Origin of the sequence: Pustulibacterium marinum (genome assembly GCF_900116665.1) — a bacterium.
In the GTDB taxonomy this organism is placed as follows: Bacteria; Bacteroidota; Bacteroidia; order Flavobacteriales; family Flavobacteriaceae; genus Pustulibacterium; species Pustulibacterium marinum.
Map to the genome: position 1 here is coordinate 1 of NZ_FPBK01000007.1, position 20,129 is coordinate 20,129.

Annotated in this window: 23 protein-coding genes; 15 read left to right on the plus strand and 8 right to left on the minus strand. The window is 35.3% G+C overall.

The genetic code is table 11. The features are described 5' to 3' along the window. The first annotated feature begins 8 nt into the window (after nucleotides 1–8). The 5 genes from BM383_RS10375 (at nucleotide 9) to BM383_RS10395 (ending at nucleotide 5,021) form a co-directional block, all read left to right on the plus strand. A complete protein-coding gene (locus BM383_RS10375; RefSeq protein ID WP_093025225.1) occupies nucleotides 9–437 on the plus strand; it encodes a DUF305 domain-containing protein in 429 nt (142 codons plus the stop codon). A 170-nt stretch (nucleotides 438–607) separates the two neighbouring features. Further along, nucleotides 608–1,630, plus strand: a complete 1,023-nt coding sequence (locus tag BM383_RS10380; protein WP_093025226.1) for a DNA topoisomerase IB — start codon at nucleotides 608–610, stop codon at nucleotides 1,628–1,630. Between the two features lie 94 nt (nucleotides 1,631–1,724). Next, nucleotides 1,725–2,564 (plus strand): universal stress protein, encoded by an 840-nt coding sequence (locus BM383_RS10385; protein ID WP_093025073.1) that lies wholly within the window; start codon nucleotides 1,725–1,727, stop codon nucleotides 2,562–2,564. A gap of 127 nt (nucleotides 2,565–2,691) precedes the next feature. Then, on the plus strand, nucleotides 2,692–3,597 hold the full coding sequence (locus BM383_RS10390; protein ID WP_093025074.1) for a formate/nitrite transporter family protein: 906 nt from the start codon (nucleotides 2,692–2,694) through the stop codon (nucleotides 3,595–3,597). A 197-nt stretch (nucleotides 3,598–3,794) separates the two neighbouring features. Further along, entirely contained in the window at nucleotides 3,795–5,021 is a 1,227-nt protein-coding gene (locus tag BM383_RS10395) for an MFS transporter (protein WP_245766569.1), read from the plus strand. Here the strand turns inward: BM383_RS10395 and BM383_RS10400 are convergent, their stop codons facing one another. Then, the gene (locus BM383_RS10400) at nucleotides 5,022–6,002 is read right to left on the minus strand and encodes an NAD(P)H-quinone oxidoreductase (protein WP_093025228.1); all 981 of its coding nucleotides are present in this window, start codon (nucleotides 6,000–6,002) and stop codon (nucleotides 5,022–5,024) included. It lies immediately after the preceding gene. Nucleotides 6,003–6,153: 151 nt separating this feature from the next. Between BM383_RS10400 and BM383_RS10405 the strand changes: the two genes are divergently transcribed. From BM383_RS10405 to BM383_RS10430, 6 genes are all read left to right on the plus strand, one after another. Beyond that, on the plus strand, nucleotides 6,154–6,573 hold the full coding sequence (locus BM383_RS10405) for an organic hydroperoxide resistance protein (protein ID WP_093025075.1): 420 nt from the start codon (nucleotides 6,154–6,156) through the stop codon (nucleotides 6,571–6,573). Between the two features lie 2 nt (nucleotides 6,574–6,575). Next, nucleotides 6,576–7,052 carry a glutathione peroxidase gene (locus BM383_RS10410; RefSeq protein ID WP_093025076.1) on the plus strand — a complete coding sequence of 159 codons (477 nt, stop codon included), beginning with the start codon at nucleotides 6,576–6,578 and terminating at the stop codon, nucleotides 7,050–7,052. Continuing rightward, a complete protein-coding gene (locus BM383_RS10415; RefSeq protein ID WP_093025077.1) occupies nucleotides 7,052–7,498 on the plus strand; it encodes a MarR family winged helix-turn-helix transcriptional regulator in 447 nt (148 codons plus the stop codon). Before BM383_RS10410 ends, BM383_RS10415 begins: the two co-directional genes overlap by 1 nt. A 114-nt stretch (nucleotides 7,499–7,612) precedes the next feature. Beyond that, entirely contained in the window at nucleotides 7,613–8,578 is a 966-nt protein-coding gene (gene trxB, locus BM383_RS10420; RefSeq protein ID WP_093025078.1) for a thioredoxin-disulfide reductase, read from the plus strand. A 251-nt stretch (nucleotides 8,579–8,829) separates the two neighbouring features. Then, entirely contained in the window at nucleotides 8,830–9,678 is an 849-nt protein-coding gene (locus BM383_RS10425) for a hypothetical protein (RefSeq protein ID WP_093025079.1), read from the plus strand. A 217-nt stretch (nucleotides 9,679–9,895) separates the two neighbouring features. Further along, nucleotides 9,896–10,780 carry a hypothetical protein gene (locus BM383_RS10430; RefSeq protein WP_093025080.1) on the plus strand — a complete coding sequence of 295 codons (885 nt, stop codon included), beginning with the start codon at nucleotides 9,896–9,898 and terminating at the stop codon, nucleotides 10,778–10,780. Between the two features lie 358 nt (nucleotides 10,781–11,138). On the opposite strand, the gene BM383_RS10435 is transcribed toward BM383_RS10430, so the two are convergent. The 3 genes from BM383_RS10435 to BM383_RS10445 form a co-directional block, all read right to left on the minus strand. Next, the gene (locus BM383_RS10435) at nucleotides 11,139–12,824 is read right to left on the minus strand and encodes a PspC domain-containing protein (protein ID WP_093025081.1); all 1,686 of its coding nucleotides are present in this window, start codon (nucleotides 12,822–12,824) and stop codon (nucleotides 11,139–11,141) included. A gap of 4 nt (nucleotides 12,825–12,828) precedes the next feature. Next, entirely contained in the window at nucleotides 12,829–13,161 is a 333-nt protein-coding gene (locus BM383_RS10440) for a PadR family transcriptional regulator (RefSeq protein WP_093025082.1), read from the minus strand. Between the two features lie 96 nt (nucleotides 13,162–13,257). After that, a complete protein-coding gene (locus tag BM383_RS10445) occupies nucleotides 13,258–13,722 on the minus strand; it encodes a DUF4870 domain-containing protein (RefSeq protein ID WP_093025083.1) in 465 nt (154 codons plus the stop codon). A 148-nt stretch (nucleotides 13,723–13,870) separates the two neighbouring features. Between BM383_RS10445 and BM383_RS10450 the strand changes: the two genes are divergently transcribed. The 3 genes from BM383_RS10450 to BM383_RS10460 all read left to right on the plus strand — a co-directional run bounded on the left by BM383_RS10450 (nucleotide 13,871) and on the right by BM383_RS10460 (nucleotide 15,468). After that, on the plus strand, nucleotides 13,871–14,326 hold the full coding sequence (locus BM383_RS10450; RefSeq protein ID WP_093025084.1) for a DUF4442 domain-containing protein: 456 nt from the start codon (nucleotides 13,871–13,873) through the stop codon (nucleotides 14,324–14,326). Nucleotides 14,327–14,384: 58 nt separating this feature from the next. Continuing rightward, the gene (locus BM383_RS10455) at nucleotides 14,385–15,185 is read left to right on the plus strand and encodes a TIGR00266 family protein (protein ID WP_093025085.1); all 801 of its coding nucleotides are present in this window, start codon (nucleotides 14,385–14,387) and stop codon (nucleotides 15,183–15,185) included. Between the two features lie 85 nt (nucleotides 15,186–15,270). Then, entirely contained in the window at nucleotides 15,271–15,468 is a 198-nt protein-coding gene (locus BM383_RS10460) for a hypothetical protein (protein ID WP_093025086.1), read from the plus strand. A gap of 56 nt (nucleotides 15,469–15,524) precedes the next feature. Here BM383_RS10460 and BM383_RS10465 read toward each other — a convergent pair whose 3' ends face one another. After that, a complete protein-coding gene (locus BM383_RS10465; RefSeq protein ID WP_093025087.1) occupies nucleotides 15,525–16,466 on the minus strand; it encodes a hydrogen peroxide-inducible genes activator in 942 nt (313 codons plus the stop codon). A gap of 256 nt (nucleotides 16,467–16,722) precedes the next feature. Between BM383_RS10465 and BM383_RS10470 the strand changes: the two genes are divergently transcribed. After that, complete coding sequence (locus BM383_RS10470) at nucleotides 16,723–17,202, plus strand: Dps family protein (RefSeq protein WP_093025088.1); 480 nt, start codon at nucleotides 16,723–16,725, stop codon at nucleotides 17,200–17,202. Between the two features lie 58 nt (nucleotides 17,203–17,260). Here BM383_RS10470 and BM383_RS10475 read toward each other — a convergent pair whose 3' ends face one another. From BM383_RS10475 to BM383_RS10485, 3 genes are all read right to left on the minus strand, one after another. Continuing rightward, nucleotides 17,261–17,680 carry a DUF2141 domain-containing protein gene (locus tag BM383_RS10475; RefSeq protein WP_093025229.1) on the minus strand — a complete coding sequence of 140 codons (420 nt, stop codon included), beginning with the start codon at nucleotides 17,678–17,680 and terminating at the stop codon, nucleotides 17,261–17,263. 116 nt (nucleotides 17,681–17,796) lie between these two features. Then, on the minus strand, nucleotides 17,797–19,125 hold the full coding sequence (locus BM383_RS10480) for a DUF58 domain-containing protein (protein WP_245766570.1): 1,329 nt from the start codon (nucleotides 19,123–19,125) through the stop codon (nucleotides 17,797–17,799). Beyond that, the gene (locus BM383_RS10485) at nucleotides 19,125–20,129 is read right to left on the minus strand and encodes an AAA family ATPase (RefSeq protein ID WP_093025090.1); all 1,005 of its coding nucleotides are present in this window, start codon (nucleotides 20,127–20,129) and stop codon (nucleotides 19,125–19,127) included. The genes BM383_RS10480 and BM383_RS10485 overlap by 1 nt, the downstream gene beginning before the upstream one ends.

Sequence of the window (20,129 nt, forward strand, 5' to 3'; positions counted from 1 at the left end):
TTTTATTAATGTTGTTATGTTCGTTCATAGCCATGTACATTACTATGTATTTGAATGCATATGAGTTAGATCATGTATACTTCAGTTTAACCCGATTGTATATGACGTGTTTGGGTATAGCTTGTATGGCGGTTATAATGCTTACCCTAATGCTAGGAATGTACAAGAATACAAAGAAAAATTTAGCCATTTATGGTGGTAGTTTGGTGTTGTTTGTAGGCGCCTTGTATTTGGTTCGAGCACAAAAACCCGTGAACGACGTACTATGGATGAAAGCAATGATACCACACCACTCCATAGCTATTATGACAAGTAAACGAGCAGATATTGAAGATCCTGAAGCCAAGAAATTAGCGAAAGAAATCATTGAAGCACAAGAACGCGAAATAGCCCAAATGAAGAAAATATTGTACCGTTTAGAGCACGAGAAAGAGTAAGTAGGGGATGATTCTTGTTTTGTAAGTATCTGAATACTTGAAAGGGAAGGTGTTGGGTTTGGTTGTATCCCTACATACGATCAATAACCTTCACAGTTTTTAAGACAACTTTACCACAATGCTAAGCAAGGGATGTATGCTTGCAAGCTACATTTATGGTAAAAATTGTTATGAATACGCAATGCCCACCACAGTTGATCTATGTATCGGATACCGACCCGGGTTTTACCCGTAAGAAAAAGGGCAAAAAGTTTCTGTACCTAGATCAGCAGCGAAACCCTATTAGCAGGCCCGAAGTGCTTCAACGTATCGAAAAGTTGGTCATTCCGCCCATGTGGGAAAGTACTTGGATATGCCCTAAAGATAACGGACACATACAAGCTACGGGAAATGATTTAAAAAAGCGCAAGCAGTACATTTACCATACCGAATGGGTAAACTACCGCCAGCATAGTAAGTTTGATAAATTATTTGATTTTGGAAACAGTCTTTCTTCCATGCGTCGTAAGATTAATGAGGATTTAAAAGAACCTGATTTTACCTATCGAAAAACGCTTGCACTTGCCGTTAAATTGCTTGACTGTAATTACTTGCGCATTGGTAATGACTTCTATTTGAATGAAAATGAAACCTATGGACTCACCACCATCCGAAGAAAACATTTGGATGTCATGAAGGGAAAAGTGCATATAGAATACAAAGCAAAGAGTAACAAATACCGCAAAATAGATGTTACCAACAAACGATTGGTCAATCTACTGAAAGAGATCAACGAATTACCGGGCTACGAAGTGTTTAGATACAAGGAAGGAAGCAAAACACATCGTATTTGTTCAGATGACGTTAATCAGTACATTCGTGAAATCAGTGGACACAATTTTTCGGCTAAAGATTTTAGAACTTGGGGCGGAACAGTTACAGCTATTGATGAGTTTGAGAATGCCAAACAATACTGTGAAGCAGGAGCTAATCGCAAACTAGACACTGCCATTGTACGTCGTGTCTCCAAAATACTGGGAAATACAGTGGCAACGGCTCGTGCCTATTATATTCATCCTGTAGTGCTTCAAACATTACTAACAAAAGATATAGCCGAATTTGATACGCCCGAAGTACAAAAAATGTATACCCATAGCTATTTGAAAAAGCACGAAGCTATCGCCTTAAAAATGATTGAGGCGGGAGCGGAATAACGGTAACTACTATAGTTGGAGTGTGCGTAAATTAACACAGTTTTTTGGCCTTTTTGAGCGTTTTGTTGTACCTTTAAGGTAAATAAACAAAGCCATGAGACGAGTTTTAATACCCACCGATTTTTCAGAGAATGCAAACAATGCATTAGAGTTTGCAGTGGAACTTTACAAGTATGAAGAATGTACCTTCTATCTATTGAATACGATTTACGATTCAGACAATGTGTTGCATAGTAGCATTTATGAGGTATACAAAGAGCGTTCGTTAAAAGAATTAAACGCCATTGTTGCTAAAATGAAAGAGAAACACCCAGAAACACCACTTTATTTTGAGAAAATAAGCACAGTAAATCTCTTAAATGAAGAGATAGAAGCTATTGTAAAAGAAAAGCACATAGATATTATTATTATGGGAACCAAAGGAGCTAGTGGCGTACAGGAATTTCTGTTTGGAAGCTATACCGTAAGTGCTATGAAAGTAGCGGAATGTCCGTTATTGGCAATTCCGGAAGGGTTTACTTTTAAAAGCCCTAAGGATATTGTGCTGGCTACCGATTATGATGTGGATTTTGAAAATTACCACATGGAAGTGTTGAAAGGTATTGCCACGAAGCACAAAGCCAAGTTGCACGCTTTGCATGTGAAAACAGATGCCAAACCAATGACTTTTGCGCAACAACAATCCAAGAAAGCACTGGAACAGAACTTTGAAGGCATGCAAATGAGTTTTGAAGAAGTGGATGATGCTAGCGTACAAAAAGCTATTTTCAGTTACCATAAAATCCATGATATAGGGCTGTTGGTGATGATCAAAAACAAACATAGCTTTTGGGAACGTTTGTTTTCCGGTTCGGTGATAGATAGTATTGGTTATAAAATAACATTTCCTTTTTTGGTATTGCCAAGCAAGTCCGTTATCAAAGAAACGGCGTAAGTACCGTTCATATGTAGTAGAGACATCCTTAAGGTTTTATTAATTTTGAAACAGATCAGTGTTAATAATCCTTTAAGGATGTTTTTTTGATAGTGGTTTGAAGTAATTTAGACACTTTACACGACCTATGAGCGAAGAATTACAAGAACAACAAGAAAAAAGAGAGGCTGATAAAAAGCAGAAGAATATTGATAAGGAAATTAAAAAATCTAAATCAAGCAATACCGATACGGCAAAGTCTCATGGTGAAATTCTTCGTGAACAGATTATAGAAGGCTTAAAGACCTATGACAGGCAATTGGCTAGTATTTTTACTTCCTCACTTACTGCGGGTATGGAAATAGGCTTCAGTTATCTATTAATGGGCGCTACCTTTAGTTTTTTTAGTGATTATTTCACAGAAGATGTCTTGTTCAAAATCATTTCGCTTGTATATCCGCTAGGTTTCATCATGGTGATCTTCGGACAATCTATTTTATTTACAGAACAAACCTCTTTACTTACTTTACCGGTTTTAAACAACAAGCGTAGCACAGGAAGTTTACTGCGTCTTTGGGGAACGGTAATTGCCGGAAATCTTATTGGTGGATATATTATTGCTTTGGTATTAATTTGGATAGGTCCACGTTTGCATTTATTTGATGCGCACATTATGGGTTCTATAGCCAAACACGTTACCGAATTTCCTCCGTTCGTGATCTTTGTGAGTGCTATTTTAGCTGGTTGGATGATGGGCTTACTATCTTGGCTGGTCACTTCTTCCAGAGATACCATTACCCGTTTTATGATCATATTTATCATTACCGCAACCATGGCGTTCACAGGTTTACATCATAGCATTATTGGTAGTATTGAAGTATTTTCAGGTTACATTGCAAGTCCGGATGTAAGTCTTGGAGATTATTTGAGCTTTGAATCCATTGCCCTATTAGGAAATGCCGTAGGAGGAGTGGTATTTGTAGCATTATTTAAATATCGTGCTTTTGTGAGTAACGTGGATATTTACAAAGGAATGAATAACAAGGATAGATAGTGAAATAAAATTGCTGTATATAAATCGTTTATATAACTATTGGCTGAAAATAAAGTGGTGAATTTCAGTCAGCAATTTAGAACATGAATACCTGAAATTCATACCCATTATCTTTATGGGGTGTAAAAGACAACGTTGTATTTCTTAAAAAAATCTTAAATAATAATTCTGTAATAGTTTTGGTACTTTCTATTCAAATGAAAGGACTAATTTTGATGCTTCATTTTTCAGCAATAGCATCGTATATGATTTTTAAGAAAAGCTTAATTTCCTTAGCTATAGGAGGTTTTGGGATAGGGTTAACCGAATTTGTAATGATGGGGATCTTACCAGATTTGGCTAAAGATTTTAACATCACCATTCCAGAAGCCGGACACTTTATTTCTGCTTATGCAATAGGGGTAATGATTGGGGCACCTATCTTAGTAATGATTGCGGGTAACTTTCCGCCTAAAAAAATATTAGTAGCGTTAATGATGGCATTTACTGTTTTTAACGGACTCTCTATTTTTGCGCCTTCGTATGAGTTAATGATGGTAACCCGCTTGCTATCGGGCTTACCACATGGTGCTTTCTTTGGTGTTGGGGCAGTAGTAGCTAGCCGTTTGGTAGATAAAAGTAAAGAAGCCAGTGCCGTAGCCATGATGCTCGGAGGGCTAACCATAGCTAATATCTTTGGTATTCCGCTAGGAACCTATGTGGGGCATAATATTTCATGGCGATTAACTTTTGCAATGGTTGCATTTGTAGGCTTGTTGGCTATTACCTCTATCTATTTTTGGATGCCTAACCTAGAAAAACGCGCCAAAACCAATCCGTTAAACGATTTGCGCGTGTTTAAAAATGTAGAGCCTTGGCTAATTTTGGGAATTACAGCTATTGGAACAGGAGGCTTTTTTGCTTGGTACAGTTATGTAACACCTTTGTTAACAGAAGTAAGTGGTTTTGAAGATACCGGATTAACCATTGTGGGTATTTTAGCCCTAGCAGGATTGGGTATGACTTTTGGTAACTTTGCCGGGGGTAAACTTGCCGATGTGGTTTCGCCAGCCAAAGCAACTGCTGTGTTACTTGCTATAATGGGACTTTGTCTCTTAGGAGTGTCTTTTGCTGCAGAATCTCAAGTGCTTACCCTTGTCATGGTATTTGTAACCGGATTCTTTGCGTTTTCTACCGCTTCACCTATTCAGATGTTAATGATCAATGCTTCTAAAGGCTCAGAAATGTTAGCTTCCGCAGCCAATCAGGCAGGTTTTAACTTAGGGAATGCCATCGGTGCTTTCTTGGGTGGATTGCCTATTGCAGCAGGTTTGGGCTATACATCGCCAGAATGGGTTGGCGCTGGTTTAGCATATTCTGGGGTAGTGATTACTCTCATCATTCTTATCAGAAGAAATAGAAACAGTAAAGCAGCTGCTGTATAGTTAAAATGTATTGGTTAATACTATTTTGCCAATGTGTGTGCTACTTTCCATAAGTTGATGCGCTTTTGCTGCTTCGGCCAATGGAAAGCATTTGTATAGTATTGGTACTACTTTTTTAGCAAGTAATAAAGGGTATATATATTCCTGTACTTCTTTTATAAGCTGATGTTTTACAGATAGTGGTTGTGGTTTTAGCATGCTGCCAGTAATGGTTAATTGTTTGCTCATTATGGTGGCAATGTCAATGGTAGACTCAAAGTTTTCCATTCCGTTGATACAAACCAAGCGTCCTTTTTCTTTGAGTAACACCAGGTTTTTCATTGTATAACTACCGCCAACCATGTCTAGAATTACATCTATAGAGGCTGAAGGTATTGCAATTTCAAAAGGAGTTTCTTTGTAAAGAATCACATTGGTAATTCCCAAACTGTTCAGAAATTCTTTCTTAGCTACAGAACCAACGGTTGTATAAACGCTAGCACTCATTGCTTTAGCTATTTGTAATGCTAAAATACCAACACCACTTGTTCCGCCATGCATTAAAAAGGTTTCTTGAGAAGGATTAAATTTTCCTAATTGAAAGATATTTAGCCAAATAGTACATAATGCTTCGGGTAAAGAAGCTGCTTCTACGTAACTAAATTCTTCGGGAATAGGCATGCACAGTCCGGCATCTACACTAATATATTCGGCATAGCCGTTGCCTTTTACCAAAGCACATACACGATCGCCAATACCAAAAGTTGTAACGGAGTCACCAACGGCTATTACTTCTCCGGCTACTTCGAGTCCGGGAATTAAGGAATCATCTGCTATATTTTTATAAAAGCTAGGATTTTCACGTGTCATCAAATCACTTCGGTTTACGCCAATAGCATGTATTTGTATCAATACTTCAGATGCAGAGGGATTGGGAGTGGTTACTTCTTTGAGCTGCAATACTTCCGGGCCACCGGCTGCAGTGATAACAATTGCTTTCATGTACCTTAATTTGTTTCCGAAAGTACAAAATGCAAGTTTTTTGAATCCTAAAATAGCGTTAAAAGCAATATAGGTTTTGGAAGCATTAGAAAAAGCACTACTTTTATATCGTGAACGATATAATCGAATACAATTTATAAAATTAGTTGATATGAAAACATTATATGTAACAGAGGTCACCTCTACAGGCGGAAGAAACGGACACGTACAAAGTACAGACGGCGTATTGGATTTTGAAGTGAAAATGCCTAAAGAACTAGGCGGAAGCGGAGAAGGCTATACCAATCCCGAACAGCTTTTTGCAGCGGGTTATGCCGCTTGTTTTGGAAGTGCGCTAGATTTAATAATCTCTAAATCTGGAATCAAATTAGAAAGTGAGCCCGTTACCAATGCCAAAGTAGGCATAGGACCTAATGATAAAGGTGGGTTTCAATTGTCAGTAACCTTAGCGGTAAGTATTCCAGACTTAGCAAAAGATAAAGTATTGAAATTGGTAGAGAAGGCTCACGAGATTTGTCCCTATTCAAATGCAACGCGTAACAATATTGATGTACAACTAGAAGTCTTATAAATATGAGTACCTTTTATAGTTTAGCAGCCACCACTCCACAAGGCAAAGAGTTGACTATGGAGACGTTGAAAGGAAAAGTAGTTTTAATTGTCAATACAGCTACCAAATGTGGATTAGCACCTCAGTTTGAAGGTTTGGAAGCATTGCATCAAAAATATCAGGATAAAGGGTTGGTTGTTTTAGGGTTTCCTTGTGATCAGTTTGCCGGACAAGAACCGGAGTCTAATGATACGGTTGAAGCTACTTGCAAGCTGAATTTTGGAGTGACTTTTCCATTGATGGCTAAATCAAAAGTAAATGGGAAAGAGACCAATGAAGTCTTCAAATACCTTAAAAAAGAACTAGGCGGTACTTTTGGTAGTGCTATTAAATGGAATTTTACTAAATTTCTCATCGATAAAGAAGGAAATCCGGTGAAACGTTATGCGCCTACTACCAAACCGGAAGCTATAGAGCAAGATATTTTAAAGTTGTTGTAATGAAAGAACTTCAGGAAGTAGATTTTCAAAAGTTAGATAATCAATTGTGTTTTCCATTGTATGCGGCTTCGCGATTAATTACGAAATGTTATCAGCCTTTATTAAAAGATTTTGAGCTTACCTATCCTCAATATCTGGTGTTAATGGTATTGTGGGAACAAGATAAGGTCCCTTTGAATTATTTGTCTGAAAAATTGTATTTACAGTCCAATACGCTAACACCATTGGTAAAACGTATGGAAGAAATGCAGTTGGTAACCCGTCAACGATCTAAAGAAGATGAACGCAGTGTACTCATTTCTTTAACGGAAAAAGGACAATCTTTAAAGTGCGAAGCCAAAGAAGTCCCCACACAATTGGTAGCAAATTTTGATAAAATGACTACCGAAGAGTTAAAATTGTTACACCAATTGTTATACAAATTGATTGGTAACTTTGAAGAATAAATAGATGCTGTAGAGGCTGTTTATCATCATATAAACAGATTCAATAGCAGATATGTTTCATAGTTATATGAAAAACAATATTTTTGTTCGGATTCAAAAAAAAAGTAAAACAAGATGTCAAACACTATAGAAAATGTAACCTGTCTTATTATAGGTTCGGGACCTGCTGGGTATACAGCGGCTATTTATGCAGCGCGTGCTAACATGAACCCTGTGATGTACCGAGGAATGCAACCGGGCGGACAGTTAACAACCACTAATGATGTAGAGAATTTCCCTGGTTATCCTGAAGGAATTACTGGACCCGAAATGATGATGCAGTTAGAACAACAAGCAAAACGTTTTGAAGCTGATATTAGAGATGGTTGGGTTACTAAAGTTGACTTTTCTGGACCAACGCATAAAGTTTGGGTAGATAACGGAAAGAAAGAGATTCATGCAAAGTCCGTAATCATTTGTACCGGAGCTTCAGCTAAATATTTAGGATTACCGTCTGAGCAACATTATCTTGGAGTGGGTGGTGGAGTATCGGCTTGTGCCGTTTGTGACGGATTCTTCTACAGAAATCATGATGTAGTGATTGTTGGAGCAGGGGATTCTGCTTGTGAAGAAGCTCATTATCTTTCTAAACTTTGTAAAAAAGTAACCATGTTGGTAAGAAGAGACGAGTTTCGTGCTTCTAAAATCATGGCAGAACGTGTTCAGAAAACAGAAAATATTGAGATTCTTTTCAATACAGAAACAGAAGAAGTTATTGGAGACGGACAATTGGTAAGTGCTATCAAAGTGAAAAATAACGTAACTGGAGTAAGTACTGAAATTCCAGCAACCGGATTCTTTGTAGCTATTGGGCATAAACCAAATACAGACTTGTTTGTAGATTACCTTGATTTAGATGAAACAGGTTATATCATCAACAAACCAGGTACAGGTAAAACCAATGTGCCGGGAGTTTTTGTAGGAGGAGATGCTGCAGATCACGAGTACAGACAAGCCATTACAGCAGCTGGTTCCGGTTGTATGGCAGCCTTAGATGCAGAGCGCTATTTGGCAGAAGTAGAAGCGAATCAAGAAGCATAAGTAGAAAATATTTTTCATTTTAGATAGAAAAGAGGTCTTTTTAAAGGCCTCTTTTTTTTATGGAGTTTACTATTTCGTTTTAGTTTAGTGAGGCTTCGTCGATAAATATGAGCGGTTTGAGTTTCATAAAAGAAGGTTGGTAGTGCTTTTTACAGCATTAGTATAAGATAGAGGAAAAAGCTGGCTGAATTCTGTGTCCAAATTTATTTTAGCAGCCTAATTTATTAACCAACATTTTTAATTTTCTTTCAATGAAAAAATTACTTCTTTTTTTGTCCATGGCTTGTGCCATTTCATTAGTTTCATGTGGAGACGATGATGAAGATCCGGTAGCAACAGCCATTACTGTAAGTTCAGATGTAACAAGTGCAGAGTATGGGAGCACATTTACCTTTACTGCAGAAGACGACCTAGGAAATGATGTAACCTCAGAAGCTACTTTCTACGTAGATGGAACTTCAATTTCTGGAACAAGCTATACTCCAGATGCTATTGGTACTTATGAAGTGTATGCAGTTTATGAAGATTTAACAAGTACTTCAATCACTATTGAAACGGTTGTTCCTGCAGAACCAGATAATGGTTTTGTGGTTAGTGATGGAAGCACCTATACAACAGATGCATCATTATTTATTTTCTACGCTGATTATAGTGATTATGGATACAATATTTGGGTGACTTCTGTGTACAATTCAGAGACTGAAGAGGAAATTGATATTTATTTGGCAATATCTTCAGATGAAACCTATCCAGGAGATGGTTCTTACGTATATGATAGCAGTTTGTCATCATTACCTATGGCTTATATAGCTGGTTTATATTATGGGGATACCGAAATAATAGCGTATAGTGCTGGCGACATGGATTTGGAAAGTTTAGATTTAACTATAGCAGATCTTTCAATTGATGAAGATGGATTAACAGGTACTTGGAGTTTAGATTATGATATAGAAACTGAAGAAGGAACAACTGTCTCTGGAAACTATACTGGAGCTTGGGAGTTTCTTGACTATACCTCATATACAAGTTCTAAAGTTAGTCAAGAAAAAGACTTTAAATTTAAGAGAGTTTCTTTACCCGCAATTTCTACTAAATTTTAAGTTAGTTTATTGAAATATTCTCAAGGGTATTAGCAAATTTTTAAAATTTTTGCTGATACCCTTTACTTTTTTCTACATAATCAGTTATAAGAGGGTAAAAATGGATTTCTTTCAAAAATGAGGGACTACCAATGTTTTGTGAACATTAAATTGTGATTAATTTTGCGAAAAGTAATACATTAGCGGCATTAGAATTATTAACCACTAAAATTTTATTATGAAAAAATTATTTTTATTTCTTACAGTGGCTTGTGCATTATTAACATCTTGTGGAGATGATGATGAAGATGCAAGTGCTACAATGATTACTATTTCTGCAAATGCAACAACAGGTGTTCCTGGTGATACTTTTACATTTACAGTAATGGATGATCTAGGAAACACTGTAACTAGTAGCTCTACTATTTATGTAAATGGTACAGCAATTTCAGGATCTACTTACACAGCTGATGCTTCTGGGACTGATGAAGTTTATGCAATGTATGAAAATTTAACTAGTGCTTCTATTTCTATTGAAGTTGCAGCCGTTGCTGAAGAAAATTCAATTTTTTATGATGCTGCTAACTACTCAGTTAACAATAGCGCATTAGTATTCTGGGGAGGTTATGATGACAACGGAACTACAAAGGCTTACTGGTCTTTATTAGCTTTCACTGGTACAACAATTGATGATGCTAATGTTGAGGTGTCTGATAACTATTTAGATGTAGAATTTTTAACTGCTTTAGATTCTGAAGGTAGTTTAGTTCCTCCAACTCCTTCTACAGCAGAATATTTAGACGTTTATCAAATGTACGTTGATGGTACTGCTGTTGTAGATTTAGAAAATGATGTAACAGTAACAGAAACAAACGCTGATTTTGCATTAGGTACTACTTTTGAAGATTTAACAGAAACTTCTGTAGAATATTCTTTAGATGTTGATTTAGATGGTGTAGCTACTACTTTCATGTACGATGGAGCTCTTTTAGGTGTTTATGATGCATCTGGAAGCAGAATTAACATGAATGAGGATGTAAGAGGAGTTATTTCTGGTACATTATCAACAAAAGCTGAATTAGAAGCTAAGAAAGCAGCATTTTTCGCTCAATTAGCAAAATAATATATTTTAGCATTAAGCAGCTTTAAAGGCGATTCTTTTGAATCGCCTTTTTTTATATATGGTTTTAAAGGTAGCTTGTTATAACTGGAAAGTAATTCAATTTAGATTATCCGATATTTATATTGTTGGTTTGATGATCATTTAACAGTTATAACTTATCAAAACGAAAAGAGCGCAGATAGATTCTATCTGCGCTCTTTTCGTTTTCCACTGCTTTGACGTTTGAGGTCAAAGCAGTTATCTTTTCAGTTTAAAACCACATTACCAATTGGCATAGTGTTAAAATAAGTGTTACCAGGAGTTTTGATAAAATTTCCATAGTAGTTGAGTTTTTTAGTTTAGTTAGATGTTTTTAAAATTACTCACTGTCCGAAGCTCTTCTTTCAACTTCTAAAACAGGTTCAGGATCTGTATCGGTTTCAATTACGGTATTGTCTTCTTCCAATGTTTCATCTTCCGTCACTTCAGTTTCGGATTCCGGGAAGTCACAATTCACACATTCCAATTGCTCTTTCCCCATGAGCCATTGATAATCTGGCATATCTCTGTCGTAAATATCAAAATTATTATCTACGCTACGTAATACACGTTTTAGAGATGCATCTAAATCTACATGTGTGTTGGTAGGAAGATAAACCGTTACATAAATGCGTTGTTCAAAATAACCATTTTCTACCTCGGTAAAAAGGTAATCATTTAATTCTAAAGTATTGTTATTAAATGAATAAGAATATATGATGTCGTTTGCCGCATCTTTTGCTGCTCTTAAATTAGCACCTTCAGATCTTTTTGAAATTCTTATAAAACCAACAGAATCGCGGGTATGTTCTATATCTAAATAAACAGATGTTTTGTAAATCTTTTGTTCTCCATCAACTTCTACATATTGAATTCCATTACTGCTAGAAATATTATTGTACAGTTTTCGGTCACTTAATAATATGGTAAGCGTATTGTCTTGAGAAACGTTTAACTCATAGTTTTCACTTATAGTAGTTCTCGTACTGGTTTCCGCGGCTTTCTTCAACCCAAAAAATATTAATCCTAAGACAGAAAGAATCCAAACTCCGAGTAAACTGTATTTAGCTACATTTCCAATAGATTTGATGCTAGAGAAAATAATTTTTAGACCTAGAATAAACAGAAACAAAAATGGAATTCCAATAGCAAAAAAGATACAAAGTGAGAAAAACCATAATGGGATGCCACTTAAGAAATACGTTTGCACGTGTGTAATGGGAGGAAACTGCATAAAGCTAGTGCTTCCTACCGCAAAAAGACTCAAGATTAATCCTATCAAAGTACTCGCAGCAACAATTATGATAAGAATTCCAAAGAATTTCCCAATGACTTTTAGAATGGACACTAGTACATTTCCAATAGATTCAAAAACCGTTTGCGAACCCGACTTTACTTTTCGACCCACTTTTTCATAATCTACGTTTTTCACGCGCTCGGTAACATCGTCAAATCCTTCTTTTACTTTTTTCTCGATATTGCTAATGTTTACCGGCTCCCCCCGCATGGCAAGCTTTTGTGCTGTGGTAGTAGCTTCGGGCATTACAATCCAAAAGATGATGTACACCAAAATGATACTAAAGAAACTAGCAAACAGTAACAAAATCCATAACAGACGAACCCACAATGCATCAATACCTAAATAATAAGCCAACCCAGAGGAAACCCCAGAAATATATTTGTTATCAGGATCTCTTAACAGCTGCTTATTGTTTTTGGTACTTTTCGTTTTTTTAGCCGGTTCGTCTTCAAAAATTTCCTCGTCTACCATGTAGTCTTCTGGTTGCCCCATAATGGTAATCACCTCGTTCACATCAGTAATGCTAACCACCTGACGCTCGTTTACCAGTCTTTCTGAGAATAGTTCTGCAATACGAGCTTCAATATCAGAAATGATTTCATCCCTTCCTTGCGAATCAGAAAACGATCGTTTTATGGTGTTTAAATAGTGTTGCAACTTTGAAAATGCTTCTTCATCTATATGAAAAAACATGCCTCCTAAGTTTATATTTATTGTTTTGTTCATGATGTTACTGTTTTTGGCTTGTTACAATGGTTACTGCGTTTTGGAGTTCTTCCCAAGTGGTATTGAGTTCTTTTAAAAATATTTTTCCTGTTTCTGTAAGTGAATAATATTTTCTTGGTGGTCCGCTGGTTGATTCTTCCCAACGGTAACTTAATAATCCAGAATTTTTCAATCTGGTAAGTAAAGGATAAATAGTACCCTCTACTACCAGCATTTTAGCGCCTTTTAAGGTTTCCAGAATTTCTGCAACATACTTGTCTTCATCTTTTAGAATGGATAAGATGCAGTATTCTAGAACACCTTTGCGCATTTGCGCCTTTGTGTTCTCAATTTTCATAAGCCTGATCTTTGAATGTAATTAAACTGTTCATTTTTTGTGATTGATTGATGATTAATGATTGATTTTTGATTTGATTGATGAATGAACTCTATGCTATTTTATAATATTTAACGTAAACGGAATTTTATAGTAAATACCTTCATTGGCTTTCATAGCAGCTAAAACAGCGCAGATAATTCCGTAGATCCAAAGGGAAATAAGTAAACTACCGGCCGTCAAAAGCCAAAAAATATTTCCGTGGATATGATCAAAACTATCCCAGAAAAAATTGTCATTTTGAAATGTAATGTGAAACATATCCCAAGATGCGTCCATGTTTAAAAGCGCAAAAGGAATTCCAAGAATAAGGAGCAATAGTAGATGATATACTATGATACTTATTTGCAGATTCAAAGCTTGTTTTCCATGATGGTCTATAAAGTCACTTCGGTCTTTGTTAATAGCCCAAAGTACGATAGGAGCAATAAAATTCCCTAGCGGAATAAAGTATTTACTAAATACAGAAATGTGTATAAAAGTAGCTACGTTTTTGTGATGTTGATTGATTGATGATTCCATAGCATATTATTTTCTTATGCAAATATATATCTAAAAAAAGGTATTATGCAAAACATAGTACCTAAATTTAACATTTAATTAAGAGGTTGGTTTGGGAGTGCATTTCGTTTATTTTTAATAAATTAGACTACTTTGTAAATATGATATTATGGAATTTACTCCTAAAAAGTTCAATGCATTCTTAGCGCTAAAGTTGCCATCTGCTTGGCTTTGTGGCGTTCGGGTTCAACAAATTTCTGATGAAAAATGTACAACATCTGTAAAACTAAAATGGATTAATCAAAACCCATTTAAATCCATGTTTTGGGCTGTCCAAGGAATGGCTGCAGAATTGGCTACAGGTGTTTTAGTTATGCAAGCGATTCAAAATTCAAACCAAAAAATATCCATGTTGGTGGCTAGTAATAGTGCTACATTTCATAAAAAGGCAAAAGGGAAGATTGAATTTTTAGCTTTTGATGATCATGAAATTAAGACTGCCATAACACAAACGTTGGCCACGGGAGAAGGACAAATATTTACCATAAATGCAACCGGAATAGATGAGGAAGGAGATACTGTTTCTGAGTTTTCTTTTGTGTGGACCATTAAACTGAAAAAATAATTTGTAACAAAACAGAAAGTTCATTTACCAATAAATAGAATAACTTAAAAATTAGCTTATGACATCACACGAAATAGATTATGAGATTTTTGGAGAAGAAATGCAATATGTGGAAATAGAACTAGATCCTCAAGAAGCAGTAGTTGCCGAAGCCGGAACTTTTATGATGATGGATAATGGAATCAAAATGGATACCATTTTTGGAGATGGATCTAACCAGAATCAAGGGGTGATGGGAAAACTGTTTTCTGCCGGAAAACGCATGCTTACAGGGGAAAGTTTGTTTATGACGGTTTTTTTGAATAATGATTTTGGTAAGAAAAAAGTAAGTTTTGCATCTCCTTATCCTGGGAAAATTGTACCTATTGACTTAACCAATTATCGAGGTAAATTCATTTGTCAAAAAGATGCTTTTCTATGTGCAGCAAAAGGTGTTTCTGTTGGCGTAGAATTTAGTAGAAAATTGGGAAGAGGTCTTTTTGGTGGTGAAGGGTTCATCATGCAAAAACTAGAAGGAGATGGAATGGCGTTTGTGCATGCCGGAGGAACTTTGGCTAGAAAAGAATTAGCTCCCGGTGAAGTAATGAAAGTAGATACCGGTTGTATTGTTGGGTTTACGCAAGACATTGATTATAATATTGAGTTTATCGGAGGAATCCGAAATAGTATTTTTGGTGGAGAAGGATTGTTTTTTGCCACGCTAAGAGGTCCGGGAGTTGTTTATGTACAGTCGTTACCTTTTAGTCGATTAGCTGGAAGAGTGCTTCAGGCTGCTCCACAAATGGGAGGCCGTGATAAAGGTGAAGGAAGTATTTTAGGTGGAATTGGTAATTTGCTAGATGGGGATAATCGATTTTAACTAAATTGTTAATATTTTAACATTTATGTAGTAATATTCGATACCAATTTTACGTTAATTTGCATATCATTTAAACCTAACAATTATGGCCAGAGCTATGTTGGAGTACACCAAAACTGTGCTTTCTAAAGTAAGTTTTGATGCTGTACTCTTCAAACGTGAACTCGAAAAAGCTGCAAAAAGGTTATTACCTTACGAAATTGAAGAATTACGTTTGTGGCTAAAGAGTTTCACCAACCAAAACCCCGAACTGTCAGATTGTTTATTGTTATTAAATAACTAAAAAAGAAAGCCACTTATGATAAGTGGCTTTTTTAATTTTCGATATTTTATTAGTATTTATTTCTTTGAAACCGGACTAATGATTTGTACATTCTGAAAAGCAATTGCACCTCTAATAACCCCCATAATCACTTCGCGCAAAGCATCTATGATATGTAATTTTAACTCACTTCTGTGGTAAATTAAACTCACTTCTCGTGCTGGTACGGGTTCGTTAAAATGGTGAAGATTTGATTTTTCAGTTTCTTTTAAATCTGTTGTGTGCAAATAGGGTAGAAGCGTCATACCAAGTCCTTCATTTGCCAAGCGAATCATGGTTTCAAAACTTCCACTTTCAAGCTGAAAACGTTCATCATTAAAATCCTTCGCGTTTTTACAAAGATTAATTACTCCATCTCTAAAACAATGACCATCTTCCAATAAGAGAATATCTTCTATGGCAAGATCTGTAGTGTCTATTTTTCTATTGCTATACAAGCGGTGATTTTGTGGAATGTAGGCTACAAAAGGTTCATAATACAAAACACGTTCTTTAATTTGTTCGTGCTGTAGCGGAGTAGCTGCAATTCCGGCATCTAAACTTCCATCTAATAATTTTTGAATCATAAGTTCAGTGTTCAATTCTTCAATTTTCAACTGAACTTTGCTGTATTTTTTAATGAAGTTATTCAAAAACATAGGCAACAGCGTTGGCATTACCGTAGGAATGATTCCAATTTTGAATTCGCCACCAATAAATCCTTTTTGTTGCTCTACAATATCTTTGATTCTACCAGATTCATTTACAATATTTTTAGCTTGTTCAACAATCATTTTACCAACCTCTGTTAATTGGATTGGTTTTTTTCCACGATCAAAGATCAAGATATCTAACTCATCTTCTAGCTTTTGAATTTGCATACTTAAGGTAGGCTGTGTAACAAAACTTTTCTCCGCTGCCAGTGTAAAGTTTTGGTATTTGGCAACCGCTAAAACATATTGTAATTGTGTAATGGTCATGCTCCAAAAAATTTAGTCTGTAAAATTACTAAAACTATTGATAAAACTTATGATAAAAATTATTTGTATTGAAGAATACTTTCGCTAATATGATTTTCCAAGAACAAGTTTTGAATTTTTTTTTGGGATATACCTATTAAAATGTAATCATTTCAAATGATGTTTCTATAAGAACTTTCAATGGAAATTATATTCAAACGGTGTGATGTTTCGTAAATTTGAAGAAGTAGAAAAGAAATAAAAAAAATATATAAAAATGAGCTACAATAGTTTGGGATTAGATTCCGTTAAAACCGAAAAAATTGCAGAACAATTAAACGCTTTGTTAGCCAATTTTCAAACCTATTACCAAAATCTTCGTGGGATTCACTGGAATATTAGAGGTAAACGATTTTTTGATCTTCACATAAAATTTGAAGAATTATACACCGATGCAAATACAAAAGTTGATGAAATAGCAGAACGTATCTTAACCTTGGGAAGTACGCCACTGCATACTTTTGAAGATTATGTACAAGCATCTAAAGTACCTGTTGGTAAAAATATTCATGATGATGAAAAATCAGTGAATCTAGTTGTGAATTCATTAACTGAGCTATTGAAAATCGAAAGAGAAATTCTAGAAGCTTCTGATGATGCTCATGATGAAGGAACCAATTCTATGATGAGTGATTTTATCACGGAACAAGAAAAAACAGTTTGGATGATGAAAGCTTGGTTAGACGAGAAAATTTAACCTAATTTCCAATACATAAAAATGAGAACGGCTACCTATTTCGGTAGCCGTTTTCTATTTAAAATCGTATGTTAAATGTTTGGTCTTTATCGGTAACTTCAAACTTAGCATCCATAAATTGTGGCGGACCGAAAGCCACAATATTGTTGCTCATTCCATAATCTTCTTGTGGCATTCCTGTAGCGGCATAATCCATTCGATCGTTATCATTTTCATCGTGTAACACCAATATTGCATAGGTTCCAGGTGTAACATTTTCAAAAGTAACCGTAGCCACACCATCGTTGATAGTGGAAGTAGCATTCATTACCCCTTTTCCTTTCATAAAGGTACTTTTATCATGTAATGCAAAAATTACTTTTCCATTGTTGTTATGAGCGTTTTCTACCGTAGCGGTGATAGAGATTCCTTCATTGGTTTGTGCAAATCCTGCAACCGAAGAAACAATGATAAATAGAAGTGTAGCAAGTGTTTTCATAATGATTGTTTTTTTAGTTTTAATTTCTTTGAACACTTCAAAAGTGCATAGAAATACATCATTATAAAATAGTTAACTACCGAACTGTAAATTAATAGGGATGAACTGTAATAGGTTTACAATAAGCCTCTTGCTTTGATCTCTAAATATTTATTAATGGTATTTACCGTTAAGTTTTCAGGAGCTGTTAAAATAGCTTGGATACCGTGTTTTCTTAATTCGTTTACAATTAATTTCTTTTCGTAAGCGAATTTTTCCGCAATGGTTTTTTCAAAAATATCAAACGTGGAGCTAGCAGGTTTTTCTGTTAATTTTCTAAGTTCGGTATTTTCAAAAAAGATGACAACTAGCAAATGATTTTTAGCCAAAGCAAGCAAGTAAGGCAATTGTCTATGCAGGGCATCTAGAGTTTCAAAATTGGTATATAAGAGTAGTAAACTTCTGTGGGTTATGGTTCTTCTTAATTCGGTATACAATCTTGCAAAATCTGATTCTACAAAATTGGTGTCAAGATTATAGAGTGTTTCAAGAATCAAGTTCATTTGTGACGGTCTTCTTTCAGCAGCAACTTTATTTTCTACTTTGTTAGAAAACGAAAGCATACCTGCTTTATCTTGTTTCATCAAAGCAATGTTGCTAATAACCAAGGTTGCATTTACTGCATAATCCAAAAGACTAAGGCCATTAAATGGCATTTTCATAACCCTACCTTTGTCTATAATGCTATAAACCGGTTGCGATTTTTCATCTTGAAATTGATTGATCATCAATTGATTTCTCTTCGCAGTTGCTTTCCAGTTAATGTTTCGTATATCGTCACCGGGTATGTAATCACGAATTTGTTCAAACTCCATGGTTTGTCCAATTCGGCGTATTTTTTTTAATCCGTATTCATGTAAACGATTGGAAAAAGCCATCAACATATATTGCCGTAATTGTAGAAAAGATGGATAGTTGGGAACCATAGCATCTTTACCAAATTGAAATCTTCTTGCTACAAGATTTAATGGAGAATTACAGTAAAGGTTTAAATTTCCAAAGTGATATTCGCCTCTTTCTAATGGTCGAAGGTTATAAGTTATTTTCTTTTCAGAATTTCCCTTTAGGTGAGTCTCTATTTCAAAATCACGTTTTTGATACTGAAAAGGGAGTTCATCAATCAGTTTTATAGCAACCTTATAATTGTATTGGTTTTCTAAAGTAATGCTGATTTCATTATCATCACCATTACTCAATTTTTCAGGTAATTGACGTTTGGCGTTGATTCCTTTTTGTTTGTAGAGTAAAATGAGATCTATAACAAATAATGCGATAAAAACATAAAAGAGCATTTTGGCAATGTTATAAATGCCTTCATACCCATAGCCCAGCATGAATAAGATGATGAGTATAATGATAGCGGTAAAGAAACGCGCTTGTAAATATATGTTTTTAAAAAACTTCACTAGCGTGGTATTTCAATAGTTTCAAGAATTTGGTTTACAACTTTCTCTGTGGTAAAACCTTCCATTTCTCTTTCTGGAGTTAATACTAAACGGTGTTTAAGAACAGCCTTTGCACAACGCTTAATGTCATCTGGAGTAACAAAATCTCTGGCATTAATGGCTGCATTGGCTTTTGCAGCATTCAATATAGAAATGGAAGCACGTGGAGAAGCACCTAAATATAAATTAGCATTGTTACGCGTATTGCTAATGATGGCCGCTATATATTTAATTAAATTATCTTCTACTACGATCTCTTTAATAAGATCTTGATAATGCGTTATTTTTTCTGCTGTTAAAACAGGTTGAATTAAATTGAAATCAATGAAATCTTTACGTTGGTGGTTACCAAGTAAAATGGCTATTTCCTCTTCATTGGTTGGATAACCTACTTCTATTTTGAAAAGAAAACGGTCTAACTGAGCTTCAGGAAGTCTGTATGTACCTTCTTGTTCTATAGGGTTTTGTGTGGCGAAAACTAAAAATGGTGCTGACATTTTATTGTGAATACCGTCAATAGTAATTTGGCGTTCTGCCATAACTTCAAATAAAGCAGCCTGAGTTTTTGCAGGTGCACGGTTAATCTCATCAATCAACACAATATTAGAAAAGATTGGACCTTTTTTATATTCAAATTCATTTGTTTTTACGTTGAATATAGAAGTTCCCAAAATATCACTAGGCATCAAGTCTGGTGTAAACTGAATTCTACTAAAATCTACATCCATAGTTTTTGCCAAAAGTTTTGCTGTAATTGTTTTTGCTACTCCCGGAACACCTTCAATCAGTGTATGGCCATTAGCTAGAATAGAAATCACCAAAAGATCTACCATATCTTGTTGGCCTACAATTACTTTAGCAATTTCTGCACGTATGGCGTCAACAGCTTCTTGTAATGGTTGAAGATCTATTCGGGTATTAAAGTTTAGATTTTCGTCTTTTGGTTCTATAGATTCGTTTTCCAT

Excerpts from the sequence above, each read along its gene's own strand:
- BM383_RS10415 (WP_093025077.1), top strand. The coding sequence starts at position 7,052 with ATGAAAGAACTTCAGGAAGTAGATTTTCAAAAGTTAGATAATCAATTG.
- BM383_RS10475 (WP_093025229.1), bottom strand. The coding sequence starts at position 17,680 with ATGAAAACACTTGCTACACTTCTATTTATCATTGTTTCTTCGGTTGCA.
- BM383_RS10395 (WP_245766569.1), top strand. The coding sequence starts at position 3,795 with ATGAAAGGACTAATTTTGATGCTTCATTTTTCAGCAATAGCATCGTAT.
- BM383_RS10440 (WP_093025082.1), bottom strand. The coding sequence starts at position 13,161 with ATGAAAATTGAGAACACAAAGGCGCAAATGCGCAAAGGTGTTCTAGAA.
- BM383_RS10470 (WP_093025088.1), top strand. The coding sequence starts at position 16,723 with ATGAGCTACAATAGTTTGGGATTAGATTCCGTTAAAACCGAAAAAATT.
- BM383_RS10430 (WP_093025080.1), top strand. The coding sequence starts at position 9,896 with ATGAAAAAATTATTTTTATTTCTTACAGTGGCTTGTGCATTATTAACA.
- BM383_RS10380 (WP_093025226.1), top strand. The coding sequence starts at position 608 with ATGAATACGCAATGCCCACCACAGTTGATCTATGTATCGGATACCGAC.
- BM383_RS10400 (WP_093025228.1), bottom strand. The coding sequence starts at position 6,002 with ATGAAAGCAATTGTTATCACTGCAGCCGGTGGCCCGGAAGTATTGCAG.
- BM383_RS10460 (WP_093025086.1), top strand. The coding sequence starts at position 15,271 with ATGGCCAGAGCTATGTTGGAGTACACCAAAACTGTGCTTTCTAAAGTA.
- BM383_RS10390 (WP_093025074.1), top strand. The coding sequence starts at position 2,692 with ATGAGCGAAGAATTACAAGAACAACAAGAAAAAAGAGAGGCTGATAAA.
- BM383_RS10445 (WP_093025083.1), bottom strand. The coding sequence starts at position 13,722 with ATGGAATCATCAATCAATCAACATCACAAAAACGTAGCTACTTTTATA.
- BM383_RS10435 (WP_093025081.1), bottom strand. The coding sequence starts at position 12,824 with ATGAACAAAACAATAAATATAAACTTAGGAGGCATGTTTTTTCATATA.
- BM383_RS10425 (WP_093025079.1), top strand. The coding sequence starts at position 8,830 with ATGAAAAAATTACTTCTTTTTTTGTCCATGGCTTGTGCCATTTCATTA.
- BM383_RS10405 (WP_093025075.1), top strand. The coding sequence starts at position 6,154 with ATGAAAACATTATATGTAACAGAGGTCACCTCTACAGGCGGAAGAAAC.
- BM383_RS10375 (WP_093025225.1), top strand. The coding sequence starts at position 9 with ATGTTGTTATGTTCGTTCATAGCCATGTACATTACTATGTATTTGAAT.
- BM383_RS10455 (WP_093025085.1), top strand. The coding sequence starts at position 14,385 with ATGACATCACACGAAATAGATTATGAGATTTTTGGAGAAGAAATGCAA.
- BM383_RS10410 (WP_093025076.1), top strand. The coding sequence starts at position 6,576 with ATGAGTACCTTTTATAGTTTAGCAGCCACCACTCCACAAGGCAAAGAG.
- BM383_RS10385 (WP_093025073.1), top strand. The coding sequence starts at position 1,725 with ATGAGACGAGTTTTAATACCCACCGATTTTTCAGAGAATGCAAACAAT.
- BM383_RS10450 (WP_093025084.1), top strand. The coding sequence starts at position 13,871 with ATGGAATTTACTCCTAAAAAGTTCAATGCATTCTTAGCGCTAAAGTTG.
- BM383_RS10485 (WP_093025090.1), bottom strand. The coding sequence starts at position 20,129 with ATGGAAAACGAATCTATAGAACCAAAAGACGAAAATCTAAACTTTAAT.
- BM383_RS10465 (WP_093025087.1), bottom strand. The coding sequence starts at position 16,466 with ATGACCATTACACAATTACAATATGTTTTAGCGGTTGCCAAATACCAA.
- trxB (WP_093025078.1), top strand. The coding sequence starts at position 7,613 with ATGTCAAACACTATAGAAAATGTAACCTGTCTTATTATAGGTTCGGGA.